General features: G+C 73.6%; 18 protein-coding genes and 1 pseudogene. 8 read left to right on the top strand and 11 right to left on the bottom strand.

Annotated elements, in window-relative coordinates:
- Positions 1–4 precede the first annotated feature (4 nt).
- The 5 genes from BLU82_RS04060 to BLU82_RS04040 all read right to left on the bottom strand — a co-directional run bounded on the left by BLU82_RS04060 (position 5) and on the right by BLU82_RS04040 (position 4,077).
- The gene (locus tag BLU82_RS04060; protein ID WP_092615945.1) at positions 5–256 is read right to left on the bottom strand and encodes a hypothetical protein; all 252 of its coding nucleotides are present in this window, start codon (positions 254–256) and stop codon (positions 5–7) included.
- A gap of 7 nt (positions 257–263) precedes the next feature.
- Positions 264–1,049: a class F sortase gene (locus tag BLU82_RS04055; RefSeq protein WP_092615942.1), complete on the bottom strand. Its 786-nt coding sequence runs from the start codon at positions 1,047–1,049 to the stop codon at positions 264–266.
- A complete protein-coding gene (locus BLU82_RS04050) occupies positions 1,039–1,713 on the bottom strand; it encodes a hypothetical protein (RefSeq protein ID WP_157740553.1) in 675 nt (224 codons plus the stop codon). The genes BLU82_RS04055 and BLU82_RS04050 overlap by 11 nt, the downstream gene beginning before the upstream one ends.
- Positions 1,714–1,791: 78 nt before the next feature.
- Positions 1,792–2,412: an HNH endonuclease family protein gene (locus BLU82_RS04045; protein ID WP_092615936.1), complete on the bottom strand. Its 621-nt coding sequence runs from the start codon at positions 2,410–2,412 to the stop codon at positions 1,792–1,794.
- 102 nt (positions 2,413–2,514) lie between these two features.
- On the bottom strand, positions 2,515–4,077 hold the full coding sequence (locus BLU82_RS04040; RefSeq protein ID WP_092615933.1) for a 3-hydroxyacyl-CoA dehydrogenase: 1,563 nt from the start codon (positions 4,075–4,077) through the stop codon (positions 2,515–2,517).
- 559 nt (positions 4,078–4,636) lie between these two features.
- Here BLU82_RS04040 and BLU82_RS35460 point away from each other — a divergent pair.
- Genes BLU82_RS35460 through BLU82_RS04015 form a run of 5 tightly spaced genes read left to right on the top strand, consistent with a single transcriptional unit; the run spans position 4,637 to position 9,960 of the window.
- The gene (locus tag BLU82_RS35460) at positions 4,637–5,470 is read left to right on the top strand and encodes an ABC transporter ATP-binding protein (RefSeq protein ID WP_231947704.1); all 834 of its coding nucleotides are present in this window, start codon (positions 4,637–4,639) and stop codon (positions 5,468–5,470) included.
- 34 nt (positions 5,471–5,504) lie between these two features.
- Entirely contained in the window at positions 5,505–6,521 is a 1,017-nt protein-coding gene (locus BLU82_RS04030; RefSeq protein ID WP_092615927.1) for an iron-siderophore ABC transporter substrate-binding protein, read from the top strand.
- A gap of 13 nt (positions 6,522–6,534) precedes the next feature.
- Positions 6,535–8,643, top strand: coding sequence for an iron ABC transporter permease (locus BLU82_RS04025; protein WP_197682733.1), 2,109 nt, complete (start codon positions 6,535–6,537; stop codon positions 8,641–8,643).
- On the top strand, positions 8,606–9,046 hold the full coding sequence (locus BLU82_RS04020) for a nitroreductase family deazaflavin-dependent oxidoreductase (protein ID WP_092615924.1): 441 nt from the start codon (positions 8,606–8,608) through the stop codon (positions 9,044–9,046). Before BLU82_RS04025 ends, BLU82_RS04020 begins: the two co-directional genes overlap by 38 nt.
- A gap of 38 nt (positions 9,047–9,084) precedes the next feature.
- Positions 9,085–9,960, top strand: a complete 876-nt coding sequence (locus tag BLU82_RS04015) for an SDR family oxidoreductase (protein WP_092615920.1) — start codon at positions 9,085–9,087, stop codon at positions 9,958–9,960.
- Between the two features lie 50 nt (positions 9,961–10,010).
- Here BLU82_RS04015 and BLU82_RS04010 read toward each other — a convergent pair whose 3' ends face one another.
- From BLU82_RS04010 to BLU82_RS04000, 3 genes are all read right to left on the bottom strand, one after another.
- The gene (locus BLU82_RS04010; protein WP_092615917.1) at positions 10,011–10,574 is read right to left on the bottom strand and encodes a PepSY domain-containing protein; all 564 of its coding nucleotides are present in this window, start codon (positions 10,572–10,574) and stop codon (positions 10,011–10,013) included.
- A gap of 73 nt (positions 10,575–10,647) precedes the next feature.
- Positions 10,648–11,937, bottom strand: coding sequence for a HAMP domain-containing sensor histidine kinase (locus BLU82_RS04005; protein WP_092615914.1), 1,290 nt, complete (start codon positions 11,935–11,937; stop codon positions 10,648–10,650).
- Positions 11,938–11,941: 4 nt separating this feature from the next.
- Complete coding sequence (locus BLU82_RS04000; protein WP_092615911.1) at positions 11,942–12,625, bottom strand: response regulator transcription factor; 684 nt, start codon at positions 12,623–12,625, stop codon at positions 11,942–11,944.
- Positions 12,626–12,738: 113 nt separating this feature from the next.
- Between BLU82_RS04000 and BLU82_RS03995 the strand changes: the two genes are divergently transcribed.
- Positions 12,739–13,290, top strand: a complete 552-nt coding sequence (locus tag BLU82_RS03995) for a hypothetical protein (RefSeq protein WP_157740551.1) — start codon at positions 12,739–12,741, stop codon at positions 13,288–13,290.
- Here BLU82_RS03995 and BLU82_RS03990 read toward each other — a convergent pair.
- The 3 genes and pseudogenes from BLU82_RS03990 to lpdA all read right to left on the bottom strand — a co-directional run bounded on the left by BLU82_RS03990 (position 13,272) and on the right by lpdA (position 15,716).
- A pseudogene (locus BLU82_RS03990) lies at positions 13,272–13,861 on the bottom strand (histidine phosphatase family protein). The gene BLU82_RS03995 and the pseudogene BLU82_RS03990 sit on opposite strands and share 19 nt — an antisense overlap.
- A gap of 66 nt (positions 13,862–13,927) precedes the next feature.
- A complete protein-coding gene (locus tag BLU82_RS03985) occupies positions 13,928–14,281 on the bottom strand; it encodes a DUF2750 domain-containing protein (protein ID WP_092615904.1) in 354 nt (117 codons plus the stop codon).
- A 34-nt stretch (positions 14,282–14,315) separates the two neighbouring features.
- A complete protein-coding gene (lpdA, locus tag BLU82_RS03980) occupies positions 14,316–15,716 on the bottom strand; it encodes a dihydrolipoyl dehydrogenase (protein WP_092615901.1) in 1,401 nt (466 codons plus the stop codon).
- A gap of 75 nt (positions 15,717–15,791) precedes the next feature.
- On the opposite strand from lpdA, the gene BLU82_RS03975 reads away from it, so the two are divergent.
- Positions 15,792–16,046, top strand: a complete 255-nt coding sequence (locus BLU82_RS03975; protein WP_092615898.1) for a hypothetical protein — start codon at positions 15,792–15,794, stop codon at positions 16,044–16,046.
- Entirely contained in the window at positions 16,043–17,965 is a 1,923-nt protein-coding gene (locus BLU82_RS03970) for a hypothetical protein (RefSeq protein ID WP_092615895.1), read from the top strand. Before BLU82_RS03975 ends, BLU82_RS03970 begins: the two co-directional genes overlap by 4 nt.
- The last annotated feature ends 2 nt before the right edge of the window (positions 17,966–17,967 follow it).

The raw sequence follows: 17,967 nt of genomic DNA, 5'->3' as shown, positions 1-17,967 counted from the left end.
CGGTCTAACGGCGGCGGGTGGAGCGCGATCGCCAGCAGCCGGTGTGCCAGTGCCGCCGCTCGTCGATGCCCTCACCGGTGAACGAGAGGCTCACCGTCGGCCAGGCCACGATGTGCGGAGTGGCCGGGCGGATCAGCTGGTCGCAGCCAGGGCACCGGTACGCCTTCGTCGACGCGCTGCCGGTGATGCGGCGGACCACCCATTCACCGTCGGGCCCGGACTCGATGCTCTCGTGCACCACTCCATCGTCGTACACGCGCGGCTCACATCGGCGCGGCGGTCACCACCACGTTGGAGCGAAACGCCGTCCCGTCCCAGTCCGTGCAGGTCACGAGCGCGAGCCGGCCGGGTACGTCCTGGGCGAACAGGTCGCCGGCGCGGGCGGCCAGCTCTTCCGGCGACATCGTCTCGACCGCGCCGACCCGGTACCACTGGTTCATCCCCTCGCCGCTGACGACGACCTTGGCGCCCGGGTCGAGCCCGGCGAGCTCGTTGAAGACGGCCTCGCCGCCCTCGACGGCGTGGCCGACGATGACGGCGGTGCCGGTCTCGGCGCCCGGCGCCGCGCCGTCGCGCCACCACCCGGCCAGCAGCGGGTCCTTCGGCGGCAGCAGCACGCGGTCCTCGGTGCCGCCGATCTCGATCACCGGCGCCCGCGCCCCGGACAGCGGCAGCAGCAGGTCGTAACGGCCCTCGACCCCGCCGACCGGCTCGCCGGGGACGGCGGACTGCTCGAACGGGTCGTACGTGTCGGACGGCTCCGGCGTGATCGCCGCGGCCGGCCGCTCGCCGCCGTCGAGCTGGTCGAGGCCCCACCACGCGGCCAGTGCCAGCAGCACCGGCGCGGCCAGCCACGGCAGTAGCCGGGGTCGCGGCCGGCGGTGCCGGGGCGGCGTGCGGGCGGGCCCGGCCGGCGTGCTGCCGGCCGGCGTGCTGCCGGCCGGCGTGCTGCCGGCTGGCGTGCTGCCCTTCGGCGTGTTGCCGGACGAGGGCGGCGGAGGCGGCGGGACGGGCGGCGGCGGTGGTGGGGGCGGCAGGTCAGACGGCACGCCGCCCCCTGCTGAGCGCCCATCCGGCCAGGGCCAGCCCGGCGCCCGCGCCGATGACGGCGAACGGCAGCGGCCCGCGGCGGTCGTCGTCCGGCTCGGCCGCGGCCCCCGCCGCCGGGCCGCCCGCGGGGATCGCCGTCGGCACCGGGACCGCCGGGGTCGTCGGCGTCGGCGTCGCCGTCTCGGTCGGCGTCGGCGTGGGGGTGGGCGTCGGGGTCGGAGTCTGCGTGGGCGTGGGAGTAGGAGTGGGCGACGGGCTGGCGGTCGGGGTGGGCGTCGGGGTCGGCGTCGGCGTGACCCAGTCGTCGTCCGGCGGATCGGGCTCGTCGCCGTCGCGTCGGGCGCAGACGAACCAGTCGTCGATCTCGCTCGGCCGGTCGTTGGGCCGTGGCTCGGCCGTCAGCCCGGTGAACGGCGCCGTCGTGTAGACGACGTAGTCGCCCCAGCCGCGCACGCCGACCGCGGTGATCCGGTACCGCTGGTCGCGCACCGTCACGCTGAGCCGCGTGTCGCCCCGCGAGAGCGACGCCCTGATCGCGTCGCTGCCGGTGACGTCCGATCCGCCCAGGTCGTCGCAGCCCGCGCGGCCGTCGGCCGCGGCGGGCAGGACAGCCAGCAGCAGCGCCACCGCGGCCGTGGCCGGCAGCACCCGCAGTCCTCGCACGACGCCCCCCGACGTGACATTGCGTGGCCGCTGACGAGAACACGGCCCCCAGTGTTATAGCGCGATGGGCCTGGATTGTCAGCAAGTGCCCAGCATGTCGCGCAATGCGGACTTCTCCGCGCTGGTGATCGTGAGGTCCCAGTCGTACTTCACGTCGGTCCAGTGCCGGGCGTAGTAGCACCACCAGCCCTGGTTGGCCGGCTTCCACTCGGACGGGTCGCTGTCGCCCTTGGAGCTGTTGCTGGACGCGGTGACGGCGATCAGCTGGCCGCGGGCGAGGTCGTTGGCGAAGTCCTCGCGCCGCTCCTCGGTCCACTCGCTGGCGCCGGAGCGCCAGGCGTTGGCCAGCGGCACCATGTGGTCGACGGAGACGTCGCTCGGCTCCTCGATCCAGACCTGGTCGTAGACGCTGTACCACCGGCCGTCGGTCGGGTAGCAGTCGGCGCCGGTCTCGACGCCGGAACCGTCCCTGACGAGGACCATCTCGCGGGTGTTGCAGGTGCCCTCGGCCGGACTCCAGTGCGGGAACCGGTCGCGGGAGTAGCCGTCACTGGAACCGGGCGCGGCGACGGTGAGCTGGTCGAGCTGGGCGGCCGACTCCGACGGCGACGGCGGGTCCGGCGGATAGGCGTGGGCCGCGGTGACCAGCCCGACGAGGACGGCGAGGGTGGCGAGGAGGGTGAGGACGGCTCGGCGCATGACGGTGACCTCCTGGTTGGCCGGGGGTCACCCAGACTGTCAAGAATGTCCGGTGTGCACCAGGGTGCGCCGCCTCCCCTTCACCCGGATTTCACCGCGCGGTCAGAGGTCGGCGAACCGCAGGCCGGTGGTCGCCAGCTGGCTGAGCAGCGGCGACGGCGCCAGGCCGGGCTCGCGGACCTCGGCCTGCAGCCGTTCCAGCGTCGCCAGCGCGGCGGCCGGCCCGAGCGCGTCCAGCAGTTCGAACGGCCCCGCGGGCAGCCGGCAGCCGAGCCGCATCGCGGTGTCGACGTCGGCCGCCGACGCGTACCCCGTCTCCAGCATCGCGACGGCGTCGTTGAGGTACGGCACCAGCAGCGCGTCGACGACGAAGCCGGCGCGGTCGGCGCAGACGACGGACGTGAGCCCGGCGGACGCGGCGACGGCGGCGACCGTGGCCACGGCGGACGGCGCCGACACGACGGTGCGGACGACTTCGGCGACGGCGCCGCCGGTCCCGGCCAGGTGCAGCCCGACGACGTCGGCCGGTCGCCCGCTGGCGGCGGCGCTGGCGACGACCGGCCCGGCGCCGGTGGCCACGAGGACGGCGCCGGCGGGTGCGTCGGCGGCGATGCGGGCGAACGTGTCCGGGTCGCCCGGGGCGACGACGAGCTCGGCGGTCGCGGCGCCGGCGGCTCCGGCGACGTCGTGGCCGGCCTTCGCGAGCGCATCGGCGAACGGTCCGGGCGACGGGTCGAGGAACGCGACGCGGCGGGTCCGGTCCCCTTCGGGGGCGACCACAGCGGAGCTCGCGCCGATACCGTCAATTCCGGAGTAGTCGTAGAAGCCGCGACCGGACTTGCGGCCCAGGAACCCGAGCGTCACCAGTTCGCCCAGCACGGGCGCCGGCGCGTGCAGCCGATTCCGGCCCTGCCGGTACATCGTGCCCAGGATCTCGTAGGCGGTGTCGAGCCCGATCAGGTCGAGCAGCGCCAGCGGCCCCATCGGGTAGCCGAGCGCCGCCGTGATCGCCGCGTCGATGTCCTCGCGGCTCGCGTGACCGCTCTCGTACATCGCGGCCGCCCGGTTGAGGTAGCCGAACAGCAGCGCGTTGGTGACGAAGCCGGCGCGGTCGCCGCACGTGACCGGCGTCTTGCCCAGCCGGCGCGCGAGCCCGGTGACGGCGTCGGCGACCTCCGGCGCGGTGACGACCGTGCGGACGACCTCGATCAGCTCCTGCACGGGCGCCGGGTTGAAGAAGTGCAGGCCGACGACCCGCTCCGGGTGCGACACGGCGACGCTGATCTCGGTGACCGAGAGGCTCGACGTGTTGGTCGCGAGGATCGTGCCGGCGCCGACGACGCCGTCGAGCCGGCCGAACAGGTCGCGCTTGAGCTCGAGCCGCTCCGGCACCGCCTCGACGACGAGGTCGGCGGCGGCCAGCGCGGCGAGGTCGGTGGTGAACTCGATGCGCCCGACCAGCGCGGCCTGCTCGTCGGCGGTCAGCTTGCCCCGCTTCACCGCCCGCCCCGTCGACGTGTCGACGTGCCCGCGGCCAGCTTCCAGCGCCGCGTCGTCCCGCTCCACCCCGACGACGCTCAGGCCGGCCCGCGCGAACACCTCCGCGATGCCCGCCCCCATGGTCCCCAGCCCGACGACGCCCACCGTGGCGATCTGCGCACCCATGCGGCGCAGTCTAGGTCCGGCCCGCTGCGGCCGAGGGCGCGGTCGCCGCTCGGCGGGCGCACGGTCGCCCGCTCGCGCGGGAGGCGGCTGCCGCTCGTGCCGCAGTGCGGTTCGCGCTTCGCCGGGAGTACGGTCCCCGCCCGGCTGGGAGGGCTTCCCACCCTACGGGCGGGCACCGACAACGTGCGCGAATTGGCCACCCGCGAGGCAGGCCGACCCATCCGCGAAACGGCCGACCCATCCGGGAGGCCGGGCCGACGCACTCCGGCCTCGACCGTCCCGATCACGACGCGGCTCGCCCACGCCGGCACGCGCGAGACCGCATCGGCCGCGCCACGGCGCCAAGGCACCACCCGCGACGCGCTCGCGCCGGCTGACGCACACTCCCCCGACACCCGCCCCGCGCGGAACGCGGTCCAGTTCGCCGAGGAGTACGGTCCCCGCCCGGCTGGGAGGGCTTCCCACCCTACGGGCGGGCACCGACAACGTGCGCCGACGTGACGAATCAGCCAGGAGCCGTGGCTTGCGAATTAGCTTAGGCGTACCTTACGTTGGCGCCGTGACCATTTCGCCTGCTCTGCCCGAAGGGCTCGCCGCGCGCGGCGTCGACCTCGCGTACGGGCGTGACGTGGTGGTGCGGGCGGCGACGATCGAGTTGCGGCGCGGGCTGGTTACGGCGCTGATCGGGCCGAACGGCAGCGGCAAGTCGACGCTGCTGCGGGCGCTGGCCCGGCTGCACCTTCCCACGACGGGCGCGATCAGCTTCGACGACGGCACCGACGTGCTGAGTCTCGACCCGCGCGAGCTGGCCCGCCGCGTCACGCTGCTGGCGCAGAGCCGCAGCACGCCGGGCGGGCTGAGCGTGCGCGAGCTGGTCGAGTACGGCCGCCACCCGCACCGCGCCCGGTGGAGCGGCCGCGACCCCGGCGCCGAGCAGGCCATCGCCCGCGCCATGGCGCTCACCGGCATCGAGGCGCTGGCCGACCGGCCGGTGCAGGCGCTGTCCGGCGGGCAGGCGCAGCGGGTCTGGCTGGCCAGCTGCCTCGCCCAGGACACCGGCCTGCTGCTGCTGGACGAGCCGACGACCTTCCTCGACCTGCGCTACCAGATCGAGATCCTCGACGTCGTGCGCGAGCTGGCCGACGACCACGGCATCGGCGTCGGCCTGGTGCTGCACGACCTCGACCAGGCGGCCGCCATCGCCGACCGCGTCCTGCTGCTCGAGGGCGGGACGGTCACGGCCGACGGCGCGCCGCACGAGGTGCTGACTCCCGGGAACCTGAGCCGTGCCTACGGCATCCGCGTCGACGTCGACGTCGATCCGGTCGACGGGCGCATCTCCACCCGCGCCGTGGGCCGGCACAACGACGTCCGCCCGCGCGCCACCGTCTGACCCACTCGAACCCATCGATCACGAGGTACCCCACATGAGAAGAGCGCGCGCCCTCGCGGGCCTGTCCGTCGCGTTCGTGCTGCTCGCCACCGCCTGCGGCACGACGGAGGACGCGTCCGACGACCCCACGGAGGCCGGGTCGACCAGCGAGGAGACCACCGGCGAGACCACCGGCGACGGCGGGCCGATCACCGTCACCGACGCCCGCGGCGTGGAGGTCACGCTGGACGAGCCCGCCGTGCGGGTCGCCGCCACCGAGTGGAACGCCGTCGAGAACCTCGTGTCGCTCGGCGTGATGCCGGTCGGCGTGTCCGACATCAAGGGCTACGAGAACTGGGTCAGCGGCGCGCCGCTCGACGACACCGTCACCGACATCGGCACCCGCGGCGAGCCGAGCATGGACACCCTCGCCACCCTCGACGTCGACCTGGTCGTCGTCACGGACAGCCTGATCGAGGGCGCGATCGAGCAGGTCGAGGCCACGACGCCGGTCGTCGTCATGCCGGGCGGCGACGTTCAGGACAACATCGGGCAGATGTTCGCGAACCTCGACCTCATCGCCGAGCTCACCGGCACCCAGGACCGCGCCCAGGAACTGCGCGACGAGTTCGACGCGAAGGTCGAGGAGGGCAAGGCCGCGGTCGAGGAGGCCGGCGCCGCCGGCGATCCGGTCGCCTTCGCCGACGGCTGGGTCGACGCCGGCAGCGTCAGCATCCGGCCGTTCGCGCCGGGCTCGCTGGTCTCCGACGTGTTCGAGCAGATCGGCCTGGAGAACCCGTGGCAGCTGGAGGGCGACCCCGCGTACGGCCTGGCCCAGACCGACGTCGAGGGTCTGACGGCGCTGCCCGGCGACGTCCGCTTCTGGTACATGGCCAATGACAACGACGGCGGCGACGCCTTCGCCGACAACCTGGCCGGCAACGCGATCTGGGACTCGCTGCCGTTCGTGCAGTCGGGCAACGTCGTCCGGCTCCCCGACTCGCTGTGGATGTTCGGCGGCCCGACGTCGATGATGCAGTACGTCGACGCCGCCGTCGACGCGCTCGGCTGAGGCGGTCCCACTCGTGAAGTCCGGCCGCCTGGGGCTGGTCGCCGCCGGGCTCGCGGTGCTCATCGCGGGCCTGGCGGTCGTCCACCTCATGCAGGGCACCGCACAGGTCGGCGCCGGCGAGGTGCTGCGCTGGGCGACCGGGCAGGGCAGCGACGAGGCCGGCGCGATCGTGCTGGCCTCCCGGCTGCCGCGGCTGCTCGCCGCGGTCGTCGTCGGTGTCGCGCTCGGCGCGGCCGGCGCCGTCATGCAGTCGGTGTCGCGCAACGTCATGGCCTCGCCGGACACGCTGGCCGTCAACGCCGGCGCGCACCTGGCGCTGGTGGTGGCCGCGACGGCCGGGTTCACGCTGCCGCTGCTGGGCGCGGCCGGGCTGGCGTTCGCCGGCGGGCTGGCCGCGGCCGCCCTGGTGCTGGCGCTGTCCGGGCTCGGCGGCACCGGCGCGGTGCGGCTGGTGCTGGCCGGTACCGCCATCGCGCTGGCGCTGCAGTCGCTGACCAGCGCGTTGATCATCCTGTTCTCCGAGGAGACGCGCGGCCTGTTCGCGTGGGGCGAGGGCTCGCTCGGGCAGAACGGGCTCGGTGGCATCCGCACCATCGCGCCGGTGGTCGCCATCGTCCTGGCCGGGCTGCTCCTGCTCGGCCGCAAGCTCGACCTCGTCTTCATCGGCGACGACCACGCCCGCATGCTCGGCGTCAACGTGCGCCGCGTGCGCGCCGGCTCGATCGTCCTCGCCGTCCTGCTCGCCGCCTGCGCCGTGACGCTGGCCGGACCGGTGGGCTTCGTCGGCCTGGCCGCGCCCGCCGTGGTCCGGCTGGCCACGCCCGTGGTGCCCGGGCTGCACCGGCACGCCGTCCTGCTGCCGGTGTCGGCCGCGACGGGCGTGCTGATGCTGCTCGCGGCGGACGTCGGGCTGCGGGCGGCGATCGGGTCGCAGGGCGCGCTGGAGGTGCCGACCGGCGTCATCACGACGATCCTCGGCGCGATCTTCCTCATCACGCTGGCCCGGCGCATCCGCGTGTCCGACACCGTCGGCGAGCCGCCGGCCGCGGGGGTGCGCGGCGGCGTGACGCGGCGGCGTTTCGGCGCCGTGCTGACGACGATGGCGGTCGTGACGGTGGCGGTCGCCGCCGGCGCCACCCTGCTCGGCGACTCCGTCCTGCTGCTCGGCGACGTCGTCAACTGGCTGTCCGGGCAGGCCGGGCCGATCGTCAGCACCGTCATGGACACCCGGCTCCCCCGCGTCGCCGCCGGGCTGCTGGCCGGCGCCGCGCTGGCGCTGGCCGGCGCGATCATCCAGGCGGTGGCGCGCAACCCGCTGGCCGAGCCCGGCATCATCGGCGTGGCCGGCGGCGCCGGCGTGGGCGCCGTCACGATGATCACGCTGGTGTCGACCGCGAGCTTCTGGGCGCTGGCCGGCGCGGCCGGACTCGGCGCCGCGCTGGCGGCGACGCTGGTGTTCGCGCTGGCCGCGCGGGGCGGCTTCGCCAGCGACCGGCTGGTGCTGACCGGCGTCGCGGTGTCGGCGGCCGCGCAGTCGCTGATCGTCGTGATGATCACGCTGACCGACCCGTGGAACGAGACGAAGGCGCTGACCTGGCTGGCCGGGTCGACGTACGGGCGCTCGTTCGAGCACCTGGTGCCGATGGCGCTGGCCGTCGCGCTGGCCGTCCCGCTGCTCTACGGCATGCGGCACACGATGGACCTGCTCTCCGTCGACGACCACACGCCGCGGATCCTGGGCGTGCACGTGCCGAAGGCCCGGCTCGCGCTGCTGGCCGGCGCCGTCGTGCTGACCGGCGCCGCCGTCGCCGGGGTCGGCGTCATCGGGTTCGTCGGACTGGTCGCGCCGCACGCCGCGCGGGCCCTCGTCGGACGGCGGCACGGGCGGATGCTGCCGGTGGCCGCGCTGCTCGGAGCGTCGCTGGTCTGCCTGGCCGACGCACTGGGCCGGACGGTGATCGCGCCGGCCCAGCTGCCGGCCGGGCTGGTCACCGCGATCGTCGGCGCCCCGTACTTCGTCTGGCTGCTGTACCGCACCAGGACCAGGGGGAATACCGCGCCGCGGCGGCCGGGTTGGCGTGGACATGCCCCTCACCGGAGAGTACGAGCCGAGCACGTCTGACTGGGCCCGCAAGCAGGCGGAGAAGTACGAGGAGTCCGGCGGCACCACCGCCACCACGCTGCGCGGCCAGCCCGTCATCGTCCTCACGTCGGTCGGCGCCAAGACCGGCAAGCTCCGCAAGACCGCCCTCATGCGGGTCGAGCACGACGGTGAGTACGCCGTCGTCGCCTCGCTCGGCGGCGCACCGAAGCACCCCGTCTGGTATCACAACCTCAAGGCCAACCCGCACGTCGAGCTCCAGGACGGGGACGCCAGGCACGACTACCTCGCCCGCGAGGTCACCGGCGACGAGCGCGACCTCTGGTGGGAGCGCGCCGTCGCCGTCTGGCCCGACTACGCGGCCTACCAGACCAAGACCAGCCGCGTCATCCCTGTCTTCGTGCTGACCCGCCTCACCGACTGACGCCGTTTCCGCGCGCGCCGGGCGGGTAGAGGGCCGTCATGACGACCGATCAGACCGCCCGGCCGCGCGAGTTCCCGCGCCAGCAGCAGGAGCCGCCCGGCTCGACCGCCGCCATGACCCCGGTGCCCGACCACGGCGAGCAGAGCTATCAGGGGTCCGGCAAGCTCACCGGCCTGCGCACGCTCATCACCGGGGGCGACTCCGGCATCGGCCGCGCGGTCGCGCTCGCCTTCGCCCGCGAGGGCGCCGACGTCGCCATCACGTACCTGCCCGAAGAACAGGACGACGCCGACGCGACGATGGAGCTGGTGCGCGCCGCCGGCCGCGACGGCTACGCGTACGCCGCCGACCTCCGCACGCACGACGCCTGCGCCGACGTCGTCGCCCGGGCCGCCGCCGAGCTGGGCGGGCTGGACGTGCTGGTCAACAACGCCGGCTACCAGATGGCCCGCGAGGGCGGCATCGAGAGCATCGACCCGGACCGGCTGGACCGCGTCATGAAGACCAACCTCTACGCGCTGTTCTGGATGACGCAGGAGGCCTTGGCACACCTGAAGGCCGGCGGCTGCGTCGTCAACTGCTCGTCGATCCAGGCGTACGACCCGTCGGTGTCGCTGCTCGACTACGCCAGCACGAAGGCGGCCATCAACAACGCCACCGTCAACTTGGCGGCCGAGCTGGGACCGCGCGGCATCCGCGTCAACGCCGTCGCGCCCGGCCCGATCTGGACGCCGCTGCAGCCGGCCACCCAGCCGCCGGAGAAGGTCGAGAAGTTCGGCCAGGACACCCCGCTCGGCCGGGCCGGCCAGCCCGCCGAGGTCGCGCCGGCGTTCGTGTTCCTCGCCTCGCCGCGCGACGCGAGCTACGTGTCCGGCACCGTCCTCGGCGTGACCGGCGGGAAGCCGGTGTTCTGAGCGCGGCGGCGCCGGCGAGCGGGGGACTCGCCGGCGCCGGGGACCGGGGGTCAGTCGCGGTCGCCACCCTTGTCGTCATCGTGGTCGTCATCGTCGCGGTCGTCGTCATCGCGGTCGTCGTGCCGGTCATCGCGATCGTCGTCCCGGTCATCGCGATCGTCGTCCCGGTCGTCGTCGACGTCGACGCGGGTGATGTCGCCGGAGGCGGCGTCCACGCGGACGTCGTGCTCGACGCCGTCGAGGTGGATCTCGATCTTCCACTCCAGCCGGCCGTGCTCCCACTCGCGCTCGATCTCGGTGACCGTGCCGCCGCCGACGTGCGCCAGTGCGATCTGCTCGGCCTCGCCGCTGCCCATCTCGTCGCCGCTGGGCGGGGCGGGCGCGCTGGTGGCCGAGTCGTCCGGGGTCGCCGAGGGCGAGGGCGAGTCGTCCGGGGTCGCCGCCGTCGAGGGCGAGTCGTCCGGTGTGACGTCGCTGAGCGACGGGTTGTCGTCGACGACCGAGGAGCGCGGTGCGTTGCCGTCGTCGGACGTCGTGACGGCGAACGCGACGCCGCCGGTGACGAGCAGGGCGGCCGCGGCGGCCGCGGCAGAGATCAGTCGGTTGCGGTTCATGGTGGTGTCCCTCCAGTTCGGTGCGATGCCACCACATTCCCGCCGGCCGCCCTAGCGCCGCGCTGGGCGACGGTTAACGCGGACCTAAGCCGAGCTCGACGACGACGGTGAGCCCGCCGGCCGCCGGGCTGTCCAGGCGGACGCCGCCGCCGGACTGCTCGGCCGCCCGCCGGACGATGTCCAGCCCCAGGCCGCTCGACCCGGACCCGCTGACCCCCCGTCGCAGCACCCCCGTCGTCGAACCGGACGGCAGCCCCGGCCCTTCGTCCGCGACGACCAGCCGGGCGCCCCCGCCGTCGCGCGGCTCCAGCCGCACCGTGAACGCCGTCCCGTTGGGGGTGTGCGCGAAGACGTTGCCGAGCAGCGCGTCGACGCACGCCTCGAGGTCGCCGCGGGCCAGCGCGACCGGCAGCGGCCCGGACGCGACGTCGACCGTCAGCTCGCGGTCGGTGTCCTCGGCGAGCACCGCCCAGAACGCGGCCCGCTCGCGCACCACGTCCGCCGCGTCCGCCGTCACCGTCGCGGGTCCCGCGCCGCGCCGCCGGGCCTGCTGGATGACGTCGGTGACCGCCCGGTCGACCGCGTCGACATCGGCGACGATGCGCTCGGACTGCTCGCCGGCGGGCAGCGCCTCGGCGTCCATCCGCAGCGTCGTCAGGGGCGTGCGAACGCGGTGCGAGAGGTCGGCGATGGTCTCGCGCTCCTCACGCAGCAGGTCGGTGATGCGCCCGGCCAGCCCGTTCAGCGCCGTCGCGACGACGCCGAGCTCGCCCGGCGCGGACGGGTCGGCGCGCGCGTCCAGTTCGCCGCGGCCGAGCCGGTGCGACACCGCCGCGAGGTCTGTCGCGCCGCGCACCAGCCGCCGGCCGAGGCGGTCCGCGACCACCAGCCCGACCAGCAGCAACGCGATACCCAGCCCGGCCAGCGCGAGCCACGCGCGGGCGACGCCCTGGCGCAGCTCGGCGTCCGGGACGAACGTGCGGATGACGCGGACGCCGCCGTCGGACCCGCCGACGGCGAACACGATCTCGCGGCCGCCGTCGGCCTCGGCGGACGCGCTGGAGCTGCGTTCGGCCAGCTCGACCAGCGGCGTCCGGTCCGCATCGGCGCCCAGCCGCTCGCCGTCCGGCAGGAACACCGTCACGTCGAACCGGGACGTCGCGTCGACCTGGTCGACGGTGATCGCCAGCGGCTCGCCCTGCGCCGTCGCGACCACCGACGTCAGCGCCTGCGCCTCGACGGTGGCCGCCTGCACCGCGCGGTCGGCGGCGACGTCGCGGACGAGCAGCGCCAGCGGCACCAGGAACGCCACCAGGACCAGCGTCGTGGTGGCGGCGACGAGGACGAGCAGCCGGCGACGCACGACGTCACCCCTCGGGCGCGGCCAGCCGCACCCCGACGCCGCGGACGGCGTGCAGGTAGCGGGGGTCCTGCGCGGTCTCGCCGAGCTTGCGGCGCAGCCAGGACAGGTGGACGTCGACGGTCTTGTCGGCGCCGCCGTACGGGAGCTGCCAGACCTCCGTCAGCAGCTCGCGCTTGCTGACGACCTCGCCGGCGCGGGCGGCCAGGTAGTGCAGCAGGTCGAACTCGCGCGGCGTCAGGTCCAGCGTGTCGTCGTCGAGCGTGGCCTGCCGCGAACGCGGGTCGATGCGCAGCCCGCCGACGGTGACCGCCTGGTCGCGCTGCTCGTCGCCGCCGCGCCGCAGCACCGCCCGGATGCGCGCGTCGAGCTGCGCGACCCCGAACGGCTTCGTCACGTAGTCGTCCGCCCCCGCGTCGAGGACGGCGACCACCTCGCTCTCGTCGTCGCGCGCCGTCGCCACGATGACGGGAACGTCGCTGACGCCCCGGAGCATCCGCAGCATCGCCGTCCCGTCGAGGTCCGGCAACCCCAGATCCAGCACGACGACGTCCGGCCGGTCGCCCACCGCCTGCTCGAGCCCCGCCATCGCCGTGGGCGCCGACCGCACGGCGTGGCCGCGCTCGGTCAGCCCGCGGATCAGCGCGGACCTGATCGTCGCATCATCCTCGACGACGAGCACCTGAGCCATGCCGACGACCCTAGGGCACCGGCGCCGCCGTTCCGGCCGGATCGCCCTGCCTCAGACGTCCGTTGAGGTCGCCTTAGCCGTCCCTTAACCCGGGTGCCGGGCATAGTGGGGCCATGACGAGTCCGAGGGTCGTGCGGGTGGGCACCGGCGTGCTGCTGTGGCTCGCCGCCGCGGCCGGGGCGACGGCGGTCGGGATGGCGGCGGTCGGCATGATCGGCAGCGACATCTTCGGCTCCAGCCAGGACCCGCTCACCCAGGCGGAGGTCGAGCAGCGCCTCGCCGCGCCCACCACCGGCCAGACCACCGGCGCGACCGACCCCGGGACGCCGTCCGCCGAGCCGACCACGGCGCCGTCCACAACTCCGCCGTCCACGACTCCCCCGGCCACGCCGCCGCCCGCCCGTGCGCGGGTCGTGAACGCGCTCGGCGCCGGCACCGTCACCGCGCAGTGCAACGCCGACGGCACCGTCCGGATCCTCGCCGTCACCCCGGCCCAGGGCTACGAGGCCGACGCCGATGACGACGACGCCGACGACCACCCGCAGGTCAAGTTCGAGAGCGACGCCGTCGAGGTCGAGGTCCGCCTGCGCTGCGTCGACGGCGTCGTCACGGACGAGATCGAGCAGAAGGCCGAGGACTTACGGCCTCACCAGCCGTCGAGGTGACCGGTCTCGTCGAGCCGGGCGAGCTGACGGCTGTGGTAGCGGTCGTCCTCGCGCAGCAGGCTGATGCCGCCGGACGACACCCGGAAGTGCACCCGGCCCGCGGCGTCGACGGGCATGCCGATCCAGGCCGCGAAGAGATATGTGGCCGTGCCGCCGTGGGTCACGATCACCTGCTCCTCGGCGGCGGAGCCGAGCACGCGCTCCATCGCCGCGTACGCCCTGACGGCGAGGTCCAGCTGCGTCTCCGCGCCCGCCACGCCCTCGTCGTGGCGCAGGCGCTCACCGTCGCGCGGTGGCGGGACGAAGCGGGCGTCCAGCCACGCCTGCGGCCGGCCGCCCGCCTCGCCGTACGACTTCTCCCGCAGGTCGGCGTCGATCGTCAGGTCCATGCCGAGCCGCCCCGCGACGAGTACACCTCGGCCGCCGCGCCCAGCCGGCCGGCGAGGACGTCCGCGATCGCCCCGGCCTGCCGGACGCCACGGTCGGTCAGCTCCGAGTCGTACCACCCGCCCACCAGGCCGTCGACGTGGTGCGTGGCCTCGGGGTGGGTGACGACGTAGATGCTTCTCATGGTCTCCATCTGTTCCCGGTGGGCCGGCCGGTGCCGGGACGCCGGGACGCGTCAGGACGCGCGAGCTCAAGGCTCCGTCGCCGCAAGGGCCGCCTCCGCCTCGGCCGGCTGTACGTCATGGCCGGTGGCATGCTCGCCGGACCAGTTGATGCCAACGAACAGGCCGTCATCGATCATGCCGGGCAGCCACCGCTCACGCCATTCAGTCAGCGGAATCTTCGCCACCGTGAACCCGGCATAGGCCGGCACGTTCTGGATGACCTTCTCGGCTCGCGATCGCAGCGACCAGAAGGGCATGGCGCGCACACCGTCGCCGGTCAGTGGCGCGGCGAACCCGGTCTCGTCTCGGACACCCCAGACCGCGCCTTCGCGCATGGCCTCGCGGTAGAAGGCTGCCGCCTGCGCTGCGCTCGCACTCATCGCGATCGGAGACCAGAGGTCAGGGGCACCGTCGCTAGATGTTGATCGCGTGGCCGGAGATGCCGTGGATGGCTTCTTTGACCGCCTCGGACAGCGTCGGGTGGGCGTGGATGTTGCGGCCGACCTCGTCGGCGGTGAGGTCCCAGAGCTGGGCGAGGGTCAGCTCGGGCAGCAGCTCGGTGACGTCAGGGCCGATGAGGTGGGCGCCGAGCAGCTCGTTGTGCTCGGCGTCGGCGATGATCTTGACGAAGCCGACGGGGTCGCCGAGGCCGTGCGCCTTGCCGTTGGCCATGAACGGGAACTTCGAGACCTTGACCTCGTGGCCCAGCTTGCGCGCCTGTTCCTCGGTGTAGCCGAAACTGGCGACCTGCGGCTGGCAGTAGGTGGCCCGCGGGATCATGGCGTAGTCGACGGGCATGGTGTCGGCGCCGGCGATGGTCTCGGCGGCGATGACGGCCATGGCCTCGGCGGCGTGCGCGAGCAGCAGCTTGCCGGTGACGTCGCCGATGGCGTAGATGCTGGGGACGTTGGTGCGCAGGTGGTCGTCGACCTCGATGGCGCCGCGCTCGGTGAGCCGGACGCCGGTCTTGTCGAGGCCGTAGCCGTCGACGCGCGGGGCGAAGCCGATGGCCTGCAGGACCTTGTCGGCCTCGATGACCTCCTGTTTGTCACCGGACGACACCGTGACACGCACGGAGTCGCCGGAGTCGTCGATGGACTCGACCCGGGTGGAGGTGCGGACGTCGACGCCGAGCTTCTTGTACTGGCGGGCCAGTTCCTTGGAGACCTCGGGGTCCTCGAGCGGCAGCATGCGGTCGAGGAACTCGACGATGGTGACCTCGACACCGTAGTTGGCCATGACGTAGCCGAACTCCACGCCGATGGCGCCGGCGCCCGCGATGACGATGCGCCGCGGCAGCTCGCTCTCGAGGATCTGCTCCTCGTACGTGACGACGCGCGAGCTCAGCGACGTGCCGGGCAGCAGGCGGGTGGTGGCGCCGGCGGCGATGATGCAGTGCTCGAACGTGACCGTCTCGTTGCCGCCGTCGTTCAGGCGGACGTCGAGCGTGGTGGCGTCGGTGAACGTCCCCCAGCCGTCGAACTCGGTGATCTTGTTCTTCTTCATCAGGTAGTGCACGCCCTTGACGCGGCCGTCGGCGACGGTGCGGCTGCGCTCGTACGCCTTCGAGTAGTCGGCCTTGACCTCGCCCTCGAAGACCAGCCCGAAGGTGTCGGCCTGGTTCTTGACGATGTGGGCCAGTTCGGCGTTGCGCAGCAGCGCCTTGCTCGGGATGCAGCCCACGTTGAGGCAGACGCCGCCCCAGTACTTGGACTCCACGACGGCGACGGACTTGCCCAGCTGGGCCGCGCGGACGGCCGCGGTGTACCCGCCGGGGCCGGCGCCCAGGACGACGACATCGAAGTGCGCACTCATGATGGACAGCCTAGATCCTGCGATGACGCAGTCGTGAAGCCGATGTGAATCCACCTCGGTATTCACTGGGACGTTGTGAACGACACCACGCGCGCCGACCTCGAACGACTGCAGATCCAGGTCGGCCGGATCATCGGCGACCTCAAGGCGGCACTCGACGGGCCGCTGTCGATCATGGCGTCCGGCGAGGCGTGGACCGGGACCCGCGCCGACGGCTTCGGCACCTCCCTCGACATCCACAAGAGCGTCCTGCAGAAGGGCGCCGACGCCATCGTCGCGGACATCGCCGCCGCCGTGTCCGCGGCCCCCGCGGAGGAGCCGCCGGCATGACGTTCTCCTCCGTCTCGGTGACCGGCCTCGAGGACCTCGTCGCCAAGCTGCAGATCGCCCGGCGAGAGATGGACGACTTCCTCGGCTACACCACGGAGCGATCGGTCCGGGCGGACATGAACCGGCTGGACGTGACGTCGACCGGCTTCGACGACCTCGCCGTCGTCCACGAGTGGGTCGAGTCGGCGCTGCAGGAGACGCAGCGCCGGCTGGGTCTCGCCCGGGCGATCCAGCACCAGCAGCCGAACGCGCCCATGGTGCAGATCGAGGAGAACGCGACGACCGACCTCGAGCCGGGGCTGGCCGAGCGGCAGGGCCGCGACCTCGCCACCCGGGTCAAGGAGGCCGGCGAGGTCGACGCGGACATGATGGAGGAGCTCGAGCAGATCGCGTACGACCCGGACGCGATGGCCGGGTTCTACGCCGAGCTCGGCCCGGAGATGGCGGCCCGGCTGGCCGCGTCCATGGGCATGCCCGAGTCCGGCGTCGGCGAGAACGCCCAGGAGTACCTGAAGCTGCTGAGCATCGGCCTGGGCACCGCGATGATGGACGAGACCCCTCCCGAGGGCATGAGCGCGTTCAGCGAGTTCGGGCTGGCGACGGACGATCCGCAGGTCGCCTGGGGCCGGCTGGCGCTGTTGCAGTACGGCGACTTCTCCGGCCAGCAGGCGTTCGTCGAGCAGACCGTGAACGGGACGGCGCTCGACGCGTTCTCCGACAAGGACTGGGCCGACCCCAACAACATCTCGACCAAGACCCTCGGCGACGGCGACACCGCGGTCGGCCTGACCGAGGACATCACCGCGCTGGCCTTCAACACCCTCGCCCGCTATCCCGGGCTGGCGACGAAGGTGCTGTCCGAGCAGGACATCTCGGCCAAGGAGCTGACGCACCGCGTCTACGCGGCGGCGGGCGACCCGGCCCAGCGCGCCGACCTGGCCGACAGCTTCGGCCTGGCCATCGAGGCCGCCACGGGCTCGCAGGGCGACCCGCCGAACACCGAGCACACGCCGGAGCAGGCGGCGCTGGCGTTCGAGTTCATCACCGGCTCGGCCGACCACCAGCAGATCCCGCCGGCGATCAAGGACTCGACCGCCCGCATCGCGGCGGCGTACGTCGACGAGCTGGTGGCCGGCTCGTTCATCGACGGCGGCGAGATGCCCGGCGACCGCGGCTCGTCGATGACGGGAGTCCCGGCGGACTTCCCCCAGGGCACCGGCCTGAGCCCGGACTTCTACCTGAGCCCGCGCGCCGTGCACCGCTTCCTCGGCGGCTTCCAGGACCAGATCGAGTACTCCGCGCCGTTCGAGGTCGCCGTCGAGTCGCTGTACAACAGCTCCCTCGCCGACGCGATCGCCGCCGACAAGGCCGACGGCGGCAACCGGGTGAACGACGTCATGAGCCTGTTCGGCGCCGCGGCCACGCTGTACTTCGAGGGCCAGCGCGAGTTCGCCGCCGACTTCGACGAGCGGGAGAAGGCCCGCAAGGGCGCCGTCGCGAAGATCTTCACCGAGGGGACCGGCGCGGTGCTGCCCCCCGGCCTCGGCTTCTGGCTGCTGCACCAGGGGGTCGGCGGGAAGCTCGACCAGTGGGCGAACAGCACGAACACCGAGGGCGCCGTCATCGCCGAGAACACCGACGCGGCACAACTGCGCTGGTACATGACGGTGCACGCGATGATCGGCAACGGTGTCGGCTCCACGCCCGAGTCGCACGTCATGGACTCCGCGCCGGACGCGATCAAGGGACAGTACGGAGAGCTGCTGCCGATGGACCAGATCTACGGCGACCCGGAGCTGCGCCGGCAGTTCATGGAGTGGGTCCAGAGCGTCCCGGCCCTGGACGACATGGCCGACGCCGGCACCGACGCCTGGGACAGTGGCTGGCAGGGCGCCCAGACGTTCCTGGGCCGGACCTGACG

The sequence above is a fragment of the Jiangella sp. DSM 45060 genome (genome assembly GCF_900105175.1).
GTDB lineage: Bacteria > Actinomycetota > Actinomycetes > Jiangellales > Jiangellaceae > Jiangella.
This window is presented reverse-complemented; position numbering and strand designations above follow the sequence as displayed.